The 13,611-nt window shown below is 56.2% G+C and carries 14 protein-coding genes; 7 read left to right on the forward strand and 7 right to left on the reverse strand.

Annotation, left to right across the window (positions count from 1 at the left end):
* From glyA to ACR0B3_RS21375, 5 genes are all read right to left on the reverse strand, one after another.
* Window positions 1–958 (reverse strand): serine hydroxymethyltransferase (gene glyA / locus ACR0B3_RS21355; protein WP_480810815.1); only part of this gene is annotated, 958 nt, incomplete at its 3' end.
* A gap of 81 nt (window positions 959–1,039) precedes the next feature.
* Window positions 1,040–2,011: a 2-hydroxyacid dehydrogenase gene (locus tag ACR0B3_RS21360; protein WP_480810925.1), complete on the reverse strand. Its 972-nt coding sequence runs from the start codon at window positions 2,009–2,011 to the stop codon at window positions 1,040–1,042.
* The gene (gene sucD, locus ACR0B3_RS21365) at window positions 2,011–2,901 is read right to left on the reverse strand and encodes a succinate--CoA ligase subunit alpha (protein WP_480810816.1); all 891 of its coding nucleotides are present in this window, start codon (window positions 2,899–2,901) and stop codon (window positions 2,011–2,013) included. The genes ACR0B3_RS21360 and sucD overlap by 1 nt, the downstream gene beginning before the upstream one ends.
* Window positions 2,898–4,097, reverse strand: a complete 1,200-nt coding sequence (locus ACR0B3_RS21370) for a malate--CoA ligase subunit beta (RefSeq protein ID WP_480810817.1) — start codon at window positions 4,095–4,097, stop codon at window positions 2,898–2,900. The genes sucD and ACR0B3_RS21370 overlap by 4 nt, the downstream gene beginning before the upstream one ends.
* A 28-nt stretch (window positions 4,098–4,125) precedes the next feature.
* Entirely contained in the window at window positions 4,126–5,367 is a 1,242-nt protein-coding gene (locus ACR0B3_RS21375; RefSeq protein WP_480810818.1) for a pyridoxal-phosphate-dependent aminotransferase family protein, read from the reverse strand.
* A gap of 217 nt (window positions 5,368–5,584) precedes the next feature.
* On the opposite strand from ACR0B3_RS21375, the gene ACR0B3_RS21380 reads away from it, so the two are divergent.
* The gene (locus ACR0B3_RS21380; RefSeq protein WP_480810819.1) at window positions 5,585–6,214 is read left to right on the forward strand and encodes a LuxR C-terminal-related transcriptional regulator; all 630 of its coding nucleotides are present in this window, start codon (window positions 5,585–5,587) and stop codon (window positions 6,212–6,214) included.
* A 227-nt stretch (window positions 6,215–6,441) separates the two neighbouring features.
* Here the strand turns inward: ACR0B3_RS21380 and ACR0B3_RS21385 are convergent, their stop codons facing one another.
* Window positions 6,442–6,729, reverse strand: a complete 288-nt coding sequence (locus ACR0B3_RS21385) for an HlyU family transcriptional regulator (RefSeq protein ID WP_480810820.1) — start codon at window positions 6,727–6,729, stop codon at window positions 6,442–6,444.
* Between the two features lie 123 nt (window positions 6,730–6,852).
* Window positions 6,853–7,767: a LysR family transcriptional regulator gene (locus ACR0B3_RS21390; protein WP_480810821.1), complete on the reverse strand. Its 915-nt coding sequence runs from the start codon at window positions 7,765–7,767 to the stop codon at window positions 6,853–6,855.
* A 145-nt stretch (window positions 7,768–7,912) separates the two neighbouring features.
* Here ACR0B3_RS21390 and ACR0B3_RS21395 point away from each other — a divergent pair, with 145 nt between their 5' ends.
* The 6 genes from ACR0B3_RS21395 (at window position 7,913) to ACR0B3_RS21420 (ending at window position 13,611) form a co-directional block, all read left to right on the forward strand.
* The gene (locus ACR0B3_RS21395; protein ID WP_480810822.1) at window positions 7,913–8,407 is read left to right on the forward strand and encodes a TRAP transporter small permease; all 495 of its coding nucleotides are present in this window, start codon (window positions 7,913–7,915) and stop codon (window positions 8,405–8,407) included.
* On the forward strand, window positions 8,404–9,702 hold the full coding sequence (locus tag ACR0B3_RS21400; RefSeq protein ID WP_480810823.1) for a TRAP transporter large permease: 1,299 nt from the start codon (window positions 8,404–8,406) through the stop codon (window positions 9,700–9,702). The genes ACR0B3_RS21395 and ACR0B3_RS21400 overlap by 4 nt, the downstream gene beginning before the upstream one ends.
* 36 nt (window positions 9,703–9,738) lie before the next feature.
* Window positions 9,739–10,731, forward strand: coding sequence for a TRAP transporter substrate-binding protein DctP (gene dctP, locus ACR0B3_RS21405; RefSeq protein WP_480810824.1), 993 nt, complete (start codon window positions 9,739–9,741; stop codon window positions 10,729–10,731).
* Window positions 10,732–10,800: 69 nt separating this feature from the next.
* On the forward strand, window positions 10,801–11,115 hold the full coding sequence (locus tag ACR0B3_RS21410; RefSeq protein WP_480810825.1) for a (2Fe-2S)-binding protein: 315 nt from the start codon (window positions 10,801–10,803) through the stop codon (window positions 11,113–11,115).
* On the forward strand, window positions 11,102–12,499 hold the full coding sequence (locus ACR0B3_RS21415; RefSeq protein WP_480810826.1) for an FAD-dependent oxidoreductase: 1,398 nt from the start codon (window positions 11,102–11,104) through the stop codon (window positions 12,497–12,499). Before ACR0B3_RS21410 ends, ACR0B3_RS21415 begins: the two co-directional genes overlap by 14 nt.
* On the forward strand, window positions 12,496–13,611 hold the full coding sequence (locus tag ACR0B3_RS21420) for an NAD(P)/FAD-dependent oxidoreductase (protein WP_480810827.1): 1,116 nt from the start codon (window positions 12,496–12,498) through the stop codon (window positions 13,609–13,611). The genes ACR0B3_RS21415 and ACR0B3_RS21420 overlap by 4 nt, the downstream gene beginning before the upstream one ends.

Here is a 13,611-nt window from a genome sequence, read left to right on the forward strand (position 1 = left end):
TGCCGTGGGTCACCGTGTCGAGCCCGCCCTTGATCAACTGATCCGACAGCGCCTGCGCGTTGGCCACGACCTGCTGGATGTAGCTTTTGAACTCGGGACGCAGCGCCTCGCCGAAGGCCACGGCCTTGCCTGCGATCACATGCATCAGCGGACCGCCCTGAATGCCGGGGAAGATCGCCGAGTTCACTTTTTTAGCGATATCTTCATCATTGGTCAGGATCATGCCGCCACGTGGGCCGCGCAAGGTTTTGTGCGTCGTGGTCGTCGCTACTTGCGCATGCGGGAAGGGCGAGGGGTGCTCGCCTGCCGCGACTAGACCTGCGAAATGCGCCATATCCACGTGCAGATAAGCGCCGACCATATCTGCGATCTCGCGCATGCGGGCAAAATCGATCTGACGCGGGATGGCCGAGCCACCGGCGATGATCAGCTTGGGCTGATGCTCTTTCGCCAGCGCTTCGACCTGATCATAGTCCAGCATATTGTCTTCCTTGCGGACACCGTACTGAACCGCGTTGAACCACTTGCCCGACTGGTTTGGTCGCGCACCGTGGGTCAGGTGCCCACCGGCGTCCAGCGACATGCCCAGAATGGTGTCACCCGGTTTGATCAGCGCCTGAAACACGCCCTGGTTCGCCTGCGACCCCGAGTTCGGCTGAACGTTGGCAAAGCCGCAGCCAAACAGCTCTTTCGCGCGGTCGATGGCAAGGTTTTCAGCGATGTCGACGAACTGGCAACCACCGTAATAGCGCCGTCCGGGATAGCCTTCGGCGTATTTGTTGGTCATCACCGAGCCCTGCGCCTCCATCACGGCGGCCGAGACGATGTTTTCTGACGCGATCAACTCGATCTCATCGCGTTGGCGACCCAGTTCGGGCGTGATCGAGCCGAACAGCTCGGGGTCACGATCAGCAAGCGATTGGGTGAAGAAACCGGTATCACGAAGCGGGGCATTCACGGTTGATATCTCCTTTTCAAGGCAGACTGGCGCGCTTGCTCTGGCGCATTGGAAATCAATGTTTGGCGGTGCAGGTTGCGCTCAGATCACCCGATCGCGGGGTTCACGGCCCTCGAAAAAATCGCTCAGATTCTCGAGTACGCGAAATCCCATGGCCTCGCGTGCCTCGCGCGTTGCGCTGCCAAGATGTGGAAGCATGACAAGGTTATCGCATTGAAGCAGATCTGGGCTGATCCTTGGTTCGCCATCAAACACATCCAGAGCAACGCCACCAATCACGTCGAACATCAATGCCTGTATCAATGCGAACTCGTCTATCACCTCACCACGGGCGGTGTTGATCAAAAAAGCACCGGGTTTCATCAGATCGAGGCGACGCGAATTGATTAGATGCCGATTAGCGGTTCCACCTGGGCAATGCAACGAAACGAAATCACATTGCGGCAGCAGGTCGTCAATCGTTTCAACCTGGCGGGCGTTACATTGCTTCAGCACGTCGGGGGCAACGGCGCTGCGGTTTTGCACGAGGATATCCATACCAAAACCATAATGCGCGCGTCGGGCCATCTCTTGCCCGATCCTTCCGAAACCAATGATGCCAAGCGTTTTCCCTGAAACCTTGGTACCGACCAGATGAGTGGGCCGCCAGCCGGTCCAACCCCCTGCTCGAAGTTCGCGCTCGCCTTCTCCAGCGCGGCGCGCCACCATCAGAAGTAACGTCATCGCAAGATCGGCAGTACATTCCGACAATACATCCGGGGTGTTGGTGACGGTCATGCCTAGATCTCGCGCGACGGGTTCGCAGATATGGTTGTAGCCGACCCCGTAATTGGCGAGGATTTTGGTCTGGGCTGAGGGCACATCCAATGCCTCGGCATTCAGCGTGTCGGTCACTGTTGGCAGCACAGCATCATAGTGCTTGAGCGCATCACGGATTTCTGCCGGTGACAGAGGCTTGTCGCCGGTGTTCAGCACCGCATCATAGGACTCGGCCAACTGGGCCTCGACAGCAGCAGGCCAACGGCGCGTGACAAGGACCGAAGGTTTAACCATCACGCAGCCTTTCCCATGACACGCGCAATCGTCTCACCGATCACCGCTGGGTTTTCGGCAACGGTCACGCCAGCGGCTGACAGGATTTCAACTTTCTCGGACGCGCTTTCCCCAAAAGCGGAGATAATTGCACCTGCATGGCCCATTGTCCTGCCCTTGGGCGCGGTCAGACCGGCGACATAGGCGATTACCGGCTTGGTGAGGTGATCGCGAATATACTCCGCAGCCTCGGCCTCCTGCGGGCCGCCGATCTCACCGATCATGGCGATGACTTCGGTGTCTTCATCCGATTCAAAACGTTCAAGGATGTCACGGAAGGATGATCCATTGATTGGGTCGCCACCAATGCCGACGCTGGTCGAAACACCGATGCCGCGCTCTTTGAGCTGAGCGGCCGCCTCATAACCCAATGTGCCAGAGCGTCCGATGATTCCGACATTCCCAGGCAGATAGATATGGCCAGGCATAATGCCCAATAAGGCCTTGCCGGGTGAGATCGTTCCCGCACAGTTCGGGCCCGTCAATACCATGCGTTTGTCTTTGGGATAGCGATACATGTAGCGCTTGACCCGGATCATGTCTTGCGCGGGGATGCCATCGGTGATGCAGACGCAATAACGTATACCAGCATCTGCGGCCTCCATGATCGAGTCAGCAGCAAACGGCGGTGGAACAAAAACCAGACTGGCATCAGCGCCGGTGGCATCGACCGCCTGCTTTACCGTGTCAAAGACCGGTACGCCCTCGACAGTTTCACCGCCTTTGCCGGGGACAACACCGCCTACGACATTAGTGCCATACGTCAACATGTCCTTGGTGTGAAAACGCGCCATCCGTCCGGTGATGCCTTGAACGATCACACGGCTGTCGCGGTCTAGAAGAATGCTCATTGCACGGCCCTCATCTTGGTGTTTTGGGACAGGTCATTGCGCCATGCGCCAACTGCGCGCTCGGCAGCTTCGATCAAGGTTGTTGCGCGGATGATTGGAAGGCCGGATTTGGCAAGTATCTTTTGGCCTTCTTCGACATTGGTGCCAGCAAGCCGCACGATAACCGGCAAATCGACCTCTAGCTCTCGTAACGCTTGGACAACACCCTCGGCTACCCAGTCGCACCGGTTGATCCCAGCAAAGATATTGACCAGAACGGCCTGCACATTCTTGTCTGACAGCACAAGGCGAAACGCCTTAGCGACACGTTCGGGTGAAGCGCCACCGCCAATATCCAGAAAGTTCGCGGGCTCGCCTCCGGCCAGTTTGATCGTGTCCATGGTTGCCATCGCCAATCCGGCGCCATTTACGATGCAGCCGATATTGCCCTCAAGCCCGACATAAGAAAGACCCCGGTCAGCTGCACGGCTTTCGCGCGGATCCTCCTGGCTTTTGTCACGCAATTCCGCAATCTGGGGATGCCGGAACAACGCATTGTCGTCAAAACTCATCTTGGCATCGAGTGCCAGCACCCGATCATCGCTTGCAATCACAAGAGGGTTGATCTCAACCATGGTGGCATCAAGCTCTTTGAAGGCGGCATAGCAGCCCTGCAAGGTGCGTACCATATGCTGCACCAAACGGGGCTCTATCCCGAGGCTGAAGGCAATCTCGCGCGCTTGGAATTCCTGCAGACCAACAGCGGGTTCGACGATAGAGCGGACGATGCTGTCCGGTCGCTCGGCCGAGATCTCCTCAATCTCCATGCCACCCTCAGAAGACGCTACGATCATCACACGCTGGCTCGAACGATCCAAGACGAGACCCAGGTAAATTTCGCGATCGATCTGAACTGCAGATTCAACATATACTCGGTAGATGCCCTTGCCCTCAGGGCCGGTTTGATGTGTGATCAGTTTGCGACCGAACATGGCATCGCAGGCATCGTAAATTTCGCTCTCTGAATTGCACAGTTTGACGCCGCCCACTTTGCCACGACCGCCGGAATGGACTTGTGCCTTGACGATCCACTTGTCGCCCCCGAGCTCGCGAGCACGATAGGCTGCCTGCTCGGGGCTATAGGCCAACCCCCCCAAAGGCGTTTCAACACCAAAATTCGAAAGAAGTTCTTTCGCTTGATACTCATGAATATCCATCTGCAATCCTCCCGTTCATGCAGTGCGTTCAGGCCGCAATTGATGTGCCGTACCGGCTTTCCAGCAGCGCCTCGATCACATCCGCATCCACGATGCCCCCTATCTCTCGGATCGCTTCGCCAAACAGACGCACAATGTGGCTCACCGCATCACGGTTTAGCTGATTTAGAATGCCGATACGTACTTGGACCGGAGCGCTGAGTGTTGGCCAGATGCCAAAACCGCGGGCCCGGCAATTCTGCACCAGCTCAAGCTCGCGACCTGCCAGCTCGGGCGGCAGGTTCAGCACCACGAGGCTTGGCATGTCTGATGTGACCTCACAGCCCATAGCGGTAACCGCATCGCGCAGAACGGCCTCATGCGTTCGGTAGGAATGCGCCCGCTTGGCCAGCCCGTCCCGCAATGTAAGGCGCAAGGATTCGTGAAAGGCCGCCACTGCATAGCCCGAATGCGTTCGGTGATAGGTTCCTCTGTCCACATCCTGCCCATCGACAATGCCCCAGTGGCGGGCTTCGAAGATAGGGTTGTGGACATAGCTGTAAGCTCCTGTAGATTTCAGGCTTTCGATATAAGCGTTGGCAAAGCTGACCGGCGCATAGGTCAGCGGCAGAGAGCACAAGCCTTTCTGAGGGCAGGACGCCCAGCCGACTATGCCGGGGAAATCGTCGATCCTGAATTCGGCCACGCCCAGCGATGAGACCGCATCGATCAGACCCATAGCGCCGTTGCGGACACACGCGTCTGAGAAGCCGCGCAGATCGTTGATCCGGCCTGAACCGGTTTCCCAATGCGCCATGAAAGCCCATTTCGGCTGATACTGCGCCAAGGCGTCTTCAACCATCTGGGCAGTAACGGATAGGCCGTGTGGAACGTCGATTACTGTTACACTTGCTGCTTGCGGGTCCAGAGGGTTTGCTGCGTGCTCCTCAGGCGTGGCCGCTTTGATACGCAGCGTCAGCGCGTCAATCCCCGAAAAAGTGCCGTTGTTGAAGGCAACAACTTTATCGCCGGGCATCACCGCAGAGAACATGGCGTCCAGACCGCTCCAGCCAGTGCCTGCAATCGCAAATGTATAGGTGTTGGTCGTCCCCCAGATCTCGCGCAGCATGTGTTTACACTCGATCATGCCGCGCAGAACGTCGCCTTGCATGTGATCGGCTGTCCCGGCGTTCGCAAACGCTTGAAGAACTCGAGCGTCGGTGTTTCCCGGCCCGGGCCCTGCCGCCAGAGTCGCTGGAATCTCAAGCGTCGGGTAGATTTGAACAGTCATTGCGATCCTCCTCGGCGACGGGAGCGCAGAGCGCACCAATTGTCGCATTCTTGTGAAGAGAAACCGATCCTTGCGCCAAGACGCAACGTAACTTACTACTGCTTTAGCATATCTATTTAGGCGGGAAATTACCTACCTAAACAGGTAAATATACGGATGTATACCGAGTTAGCACCTACCCATTTGGGTTGTTTTTGGAAATTAAGGTGAAAAATCAATGTCTGAGGCAACGCGTCCACCGATCGACATAATGCTCGCGAACAACAACCCCCTAGTTCTGTCCGCAATGTCTGAGATTTTTGAACGTGATTCGCGATTTTCACTTGTCGCGACATCCGCAACTGCCGAAGGGTTTCTGGGCGCAGTCATGCGAGTCCCCGTTAAGGTCTGCGTAGTATCCTGGGAATTGCCTGCGCTGGGCGCCGCGAAGCTAATTGAAGTATTGCGCGAACAAGAAAGCGCGCCGCGGTTTGTGGTCTACGGCGATGAGGCTGGTGATGTTGCCCGATTGGCTATGCAAGCCGGTGCGGCAGGATTTGCGCCTCGTTCCGGCGAGATAGATAGCTTGTTGGATACCTGCATTGATGTCGCCGAAGGTAAGATGGTGTTTCCATATATTGATGTCCGTACTGTGCAACACAGTCCGCTTCAAACGCTTTCGCGCAAGGAGCTCGCCATTTTGGAGGCATTGGCAAAAGGACTTTCCAATCGGGAACTTTCAAAAGAACTGCAGATATCAACTAACACTGTGAAGTTTCATCTTTCAAATATTTACGAGAAGCTAGCTGTCCGCAACCGGGCCCAAGCGATTGCTTTCTTCTATTCATCAGGAGCTGCGTCAGAGTAGTTGTCTTGATTTGTAGGAAGCGATCTGGGCTGAGTGCTAATAGGATGTTTAGGAGCTTCGTTAATGGGCCTCATATCAACTCTTTGCTGCCCAGCCCCCTCAGGGACCTTGAGACTACCAGTGTCGCAAGGCCTCTCAGAGCTTGCTAGTTAATTTGCATGCTAGAGCCTGATCTTAGGCGTCTCGCGTACGCCGATTATTTGGCATTCACCGATCCCAGCACGGACTTAGGATGGCTGGGTTTTTGCATCGAAAATATTGTCGCCCTGTTCGTCAATCACTTGCTTTGCCTTGGCGATGCTGAAGCTTTCCGCTTGATCACGGTTTTCAAAGACATCCGCTCGGATCACCACATGGTGCTTGCGATCTCCGTCGATGGTCTTTTCGATACGGGCTGACAGGCGATACTTGCCACCCTCGGCTATCAGGTCTGGGAAGATTTCGAATCCTTTGTATGCGACCGGCTCTGGCTCTGACATTTCAGCGCCACCGAATAGTTTTGAGAACAGGGACATGGCGCGGCTCCTTTCAGGGTTGCTTGGATGGCAGATTACAGGCGCAGCCAGCCGGGGTGAAGTGCGTTTTGTGGTCAAGCAATGGCTTCTTTGCTCCGATTACGCTCTTCGTTTGAGCGCTATTCAATACTGTTCATTGATCTCTTTCAAAGCCGACTCCAATTGTTGAACAAAGTCCCTCGCCAATGCGGATGGTGGCCGATGTGCTGGGCGCATTATCGAAACGTTCAAGACAACATGGGGTCGGAAGGCTTTGAACATGACTAGACTCGGGGCGCGTCTCATATTGATGTAGCCAGCTGCAGTGATCGGATCACAGATACAGTAGCAAAGGCCACGCTCCACCAAAGTCAATGCCGGTTGAAAGGTTCTAAGTTCGAACCGGTGTTCGAACCTGGCCTTTTGGCTTTTGAAGGCTCGTTGCGTTGCGATCAGGTTTGGATGACCTTCTTGCAGTCCTGCCATTGGTTGGCCTGACAGGTGCTGCGACTCAATGACGTCCAGTTCTGTCAACGGATCGTCTGCCGGGACGGCGCAGACACATCGCATTTGAAAGTCAATTGTCTCGATGGCCGCTGTCGGTTTTGGCGTTTCACCCAGCCCGATGTCATATTGCTGCGAGGCGACCCATTCTTCGATTACGGGCGAGGCGCGCATCATTAGTGAGGCGCTGACATCCGGTTTATCTTTTAGAAAATCCCCCAGCAGTTGTGGCATCAGCATACTGGCTGCCGCAGGCATGCAGGCGATGTTCAGGCGGCCTTTGGTCAATGCGCCGATCTCGCGCATTGTTCGGGTGGAAAGCGCCAGCCGGTCGAGGATCGCCTCGGCCTCGGTCACGAAGTATTGCGCCTCGGGTGTTGGAACCATCTTGCCGCGTTGACGACGGAACAATGCGATTTCCAGTTCGGCTTCCAGATTTGCGATCAAAGCACTCACAGCTGGCTGGGTCCGCCCAAGGATTCGCGCCGCGTCCGAGACCGATCCGGTGCGCATGACCTCACGAAAGGCCTGTAATTGTCGAATGCTAAGGTTCATGAGGTGTTGTTAACTTTACTGTTTTCACCACCATATAAAGTAACTTTATTTGATGATCAATTTTATCGCTTTGACTTAATGATGGTCACTCGCAAGGTTTCCCTTCACGAATATGCGACCTGTATTCGCAAAGACGGAGGGGGAAATGACACGCTTCGCAAGCGTCCTGCTGACAGTGCTGATCTGCCTTGTAGCCCTGGGCCAATTTGTTCAGGTGATCACGCGCTATGTGCTGGAAATCCCGGTCATGGGTCTGGAAGAAAGCCTGCTGTACCCGACCCTCTGGCTGTACATGCTGGGTGCGGTCAACGCATCGCGCGAGAACACGCATATTCGGGCAAATGTGCTCGAGATCTTTCTGTCGACCGAGCGCCAGCATCAAGTGCTGGCGGTCATTGGTGAAGTTATCAGTTTGGTTGTTGGTATCTGGCTGACCACGTGGGCGTGGGACTTCACCAAATACTCGATCCGCGTCTGGCGTGAGAGTCCGACGCTGTACCTGCCAACCTTCTATGTCGATGTCGCACTGTTTGCCGGAATGGTTCTGATGATGGTCTTTACCGCCATGCATCTGCTGATGCACCTGCGCGCATTGTTTTTCCCCACAAGCGGCCCGGTTGCCGAAGGAGACGCGAAATGATCGAGATTGCGCTATTTGCCGTACTGGTTCTGGTCATTCTGCTGACCCTGGGAGTCCCGCTGCCCTACTGTTTTGGCGCGGGTCTGATGGTGATGTATTTCGCCGGGGACGTTGTGATGAAAGGCAACATGCTGTGGGGTTTCCAGCAACTGGGCAATCCTGTGTTGCTGGCCATTCCGCTGTTTGTTCTGGCCGGCACGATCATGTCGGTCTCGGGAATTGCGGCCAGCCTTCTGAACTTTGTCAACATCTTCATCGGGCATCTGCGTGGTGGCCTGGGCGTCGTGGCCACCGTATCCTGTGCGCTGATCGGTGCGATCTCGGGCTCGGGACTGACGGGTGTGGCTGCGATTGGTCCGCTGTTGATCCCAGAGATGGAAAAGCAAGGCTATCCTCGCGAATACGCCACGGCACTGATCGCAAATGCGTCCTTGTTGGGGCTGTTGATCCCGCCATCTGTCACGATGATCGTTTATGGCTGGGTGACGGACACCTCAATCCTGGCTTGTTTCCTCGCGACACTCGGCCCTGGCTTGTTGATCATGGCTAGCTTCTCGGTCGTCAACATCCGCATGGCGCGCAAGTTCCCGCTTAAACTGGACGAGCCGTTGAAAGGTGGGGCCTTTGTCTCTGAGGCAACGTCGCGCGGGTTAAAAGCAACGCCTGCCTTGCTGATGCCAGTGATTATTCTGGGTGGCATCTATGGGGGCATCATGACCCCGACCGAGGCCGCTGCCGTTGCGGTGATCTACGCGATCCCTGTTGGCTTTCTAATCTACAAGGGTTTGGACATGCGCACCTTCTTTGGTGCAGGCAAAGAGGCCGCCACATCCGTGGGTGCGATCATGCTGATGATCCTATTCTCGATGATCCTGAGCCAGATGTTCGTTTTGGAAAGTATTCCACAAGCGATTGTCGAGGCGATCTTTTCAGTGACCGAAAACAAGGTTCTGCTGCTGATCCTGATCAATATCCTGCTGTTTCTGGTTGGCATGGTTGTGAATGATGTCACCGCCATCATTCTGATCGCGCCGCTGCTTCTGCCGCTGATGCAGGCGATCGGTGTCAGCCCGATCCAGTTTGCCGCAATCATGGGTGTGAATACCGCGATGGGCGGGGTGACACCACCTTATGCCTCAATCCTGTATCTCGGCGCGCGCATCGGTCAGGTGCCGGTTACCAAAGTAATCCGCCCGGCCATGACCCTCATCCTGCTGGGCTATCTGCCAGTTGTGTTTCTGACCAGTTTCTGGCCGGACCTGTCGATGTGGCTGCCCCGCTTCTTTGGCTACTAAGCCACCCACTTCATCACTTACGGAGGAGACTTATCCATGATGAACTTTCTGAAATCCACCTGCCTTGCCGCCACTCTTGCGACAACCGCCGGTGTTGCCACAGCGGACAGCCTGAAGGTCAGCCACATCCGCCCGCAGGGTGCGACCATTGATAACGAACTGCGCGTCTTTGCCGAAGGATTGTCTGCGGCAACTGACGGCTCGCTGGAGTTGAACCTGTTTCCCGCATCGGCACTTGGTGATTACACCTCAGTGCAAGAGCGCATCTCGGTCGGTGCGATCGACATGGCCGTTCAGCCCGCAGCCACGGCCGTAGATCGCCGTATGCAGATCTCGGCCTTTCCATATGTTGCGGCAAACTGGGACGAAGCGAAAAAGATCTATGGCACAGGCGGTGCGATCCACGGTGCGATGAAGGACCTTTATGCCAAGCAGGACATCACCATGCTGGCCGCTTATCCGGTTTATTTCGGTGGTGTTGCGCTAAACACGGATGCTGTGAACCCGGGCGATCCGACCTCGGCCAAAGGCATCAAGGTGCGGGTGCCCGGCATCAAGAGCTTTCAGCTGACTGCCGACGCTCTGGGTTACATCTCGTCCCCGATCCCGTTCTCGGAAGCATTCACTGCTGTGCAAACCGGCGTGGTTGACGGCGTCGTTGGATCGGGTGCGGAAGGCTACTATGCCTCTTTCCGTGATGTGACCACATCTTACGTCCCGGTGAATACACATTTCGAAGTTTGGTACATGATCATAAACTCGGGCACCTTGGCCGAGCTGAGCAACGATGACCGCGCTGCACTGGAAGAAGCGGCGCTGGAGTTCGAAGCACAGCGCTGGGAAACAGCCGAAGCAGATCAGGGCGCGTTCGAGCAGAAGCTGGTCGAGAACGGTGCCACCATCGTTTCACTGACAGATGAAGAACTGGCCGCGACCGCTGCGCATGTGCGGCAACAGGTCTGGCCGCAGGTTCTGGAAGATGTTGGTCAAGATTGGGGGCAATCAATCCTCGATCAGATCGGCAACTGATCATGAACCAAGGGCAGGGCGCCTTACTCCCTCGGCGCCTCGCCCTGAACCTATTATGGAGGCTGCCAAGTGTTCAGATCCTTGCAAGACACCTCGGACCAAGATCAAGTGACGCTCATCATCAACGGACAGGCTGTCAACGCCTGCCGGGGACAATCTGTCTGGTCCGCCATGGTCGTCGCCGGCCAATCCGAAACGCGGAAGGCGGCTTTGTCGGGTGAAGCGCGCAGCGCTTATTGCGCCATGGGTGTCTGCTTTGAATGTCTGATGGAAATTGATGGTCTTCCAAACCAGCAGGCCTGTTTGCGCCGCGTGGCGGACGGAATGACGGTTGCCACCCAAAGCATTACCGAACGGTCCGAGGCTGATAATGCAGGCGTTTGACTGCGCAATTGTAGGCGCGGGCCCTGCGGGCATGTCTGCTGCCATCACCCTGTCGAAGGGTGGCGCACGCGTCGCCGTTCTGGACCGCGCCGAGCGTGCCGGGGGGCAAATCTATCGATCCGCTTCCGAAAGCCCGCTGCCGGATGCATCGGTGCTTGGACCTGACTATACCATAGGTGCTGCCCTCATCGCTGAATTCGAAGACGCTGAACTCACTTACTATCGTGGGGCAGATGTCTGGCATCTGGGCGATGATGGTCGAGTATTGTTCTCACATGATGGCGAAACACGTGAGCTTCAGTGCCGCGAGATGCTGCTATGCCCCGGGGCGATGGAACGTCCGATGCCAATTCCAGGCTGGACGCTGCCTGGGGTCATGACTGCGGGCGCTGCGCAGGTGATGCTGAAATCCGATGCTGTTGTGGCAGAGGGTGCGGTGTTTGCAGGGTCTGGCCCGCTGCTCTATCTGATTGTCGCCCAATATTTGCGGCTTGGCATTCCAATCGCTGCTCTTGTCGATACCACACTCCGGCAACATTATGCTGCCTCGGCTCCGTTTTTGCCCGGAGCTTTGAGGCAATCGTTGCAGCTGAGCAAAGGCTTGTCTCTGCTTCGCGAAATCCGTTCCGCTGGCGTTACGACCTATCGTTTTGCCGAGGGGCTTGAGGTTCTGGGTCAGGAGAAAGCGAAAGGTTTGCGATTTTCAGTTGGAGAAAAAACCCATGAAATCCCCGCAGACACCGTGTTTCTGCATCATGGGGTACAACCTAACTTGAACATGACCCGCGCGATGGAACTGGATCATCATTGGAACGCGCAGCAAATGTGCTGGCAGGTCTCGGTAGATGATTTCGGCCAGAGTTCTGTCTCGCACGTTTCGGTTGTGGGTGACGGTGCGGGGATTATCGGGGCTGATGCGGCAAAAGCGGCTGGTCACCTTGCAGCTACAAATATCTTGTACCGCCTGGGCCACTTGACGCGTTTGCAGCGGGATCAGGAAGCAAAACATGATCTGGCATTGCTTGCCGCGCAGAAATCTTTCCGCAGATTCATCGACACGCTTTACCAACCAACTGACCCGCTGCGACTGCCGAACAATCCTGGCACGGTGGTCTGCCGATGTGAAGAACAGACTCTGCGGGACCTGCGCGAGGGGTTCAAACAGGGTGCGCGCGATCCAAATGCGCTCAAATCCCTGACCCGCTGTGGCATGGGGCCCTGTCAGGGTCGTCAATGCGGTCATGTGGTGGCCGGATTGCTTGCACAATGGCGTCAGGAAACCCCTGAAACGGTTGGATACTACCGCTTGCGCAGCCCCCTGCGCCTGCTGACTTTGGATGAGTTAAGCCGATATGAGACGGTTACCGCGGAGGCTGCTGAATGAAATCGGATGTACTGATTATCGGCGGCGGCATCCAGGGCTGCGCGACGGCATATCACCTCGCGCGTAAGGGCGTTTCGGCTATTGTGGTCGAAAAAGATTACTCGGGCCGCCATGCCTCGGGCGTAAACGCAGGCGGTGTTCGCTTGCTGGGACGGGATATGGCCGAGGTGCCGCTGTCCAAAGCATCAATGGAAATGTGGCAAACACTGGATCAGGACCTGGGTTTTGAGACAGGATTTCGGCGTCAGACTCTGATTAACATTGCGGCAGATGATGCAGACATCTCAACACTTCGGTCTCGTGAAGATGCCATGCAGGCCGAAGGATACACGCATGAGCGCATTATTGATCAAGCCGAGCTGCGGGATCGGTTGCCTCATGTGCACCCGGATTGCGTTGGCGGCGTAGTCTCGGAACTCGATGGCTACGCGATCCCCTACAAAGCGACAGCTGCATTTCGGCGCGCAGCCCAAGGGCTGGGCGCGACCATCATTGAAGGCGAAGAGATTCAGCAATTGCGCCGGGTCGGAAACAGCTGGTTGGGACAGGGGGCAAATCAGTCCTTTGAGGCCGAAATTGTCGTAAATTGCGCTGGCGCTTGGGCAGACAAGATAGCGATGATGATCGGCGATAACGTGCCCCTCAGCCACGCGGCGCCTATGCTGATGATCACTGCGCGGATGCCGCATTTTGCCAAACCTGTTGTGGGGGCGGTCAGCCGGCAGCTGAGTTTCAAACAGTTCGATAATGGCACCGTGCTGATCGGTGGTGGAGCCAAAGGCTTCGCCGATCGCGACAACAACCGAACCCGGCTCGACTATGCCAAACTTGCCGCTGCTTGCCGCGTTTCTGCCGATTTCTTTCCCATCATGCGAACGGCAAGTATCAATCGGATGTGGGCCGGTCTTGAGGCTTACATGCCAGACAACCTACCTGTCATAGGGCCTGCCATGAACGCTAGCCGTGCGTTTCACGCCTTTGGCTTTTCGGCCCACGGTTTCCAGATGGGTCCGGTTGTTGGACATGTCATGGCCGATCTTGTCACTGGTGGCCAAAGCCGGTTTAACCTGTCGCGATTTCGCATTGATCGCTTCGACCGCAAGGTCCTGTAA

This window comes from Ruegeria sp. CE9, assembly GCF_056537425.1.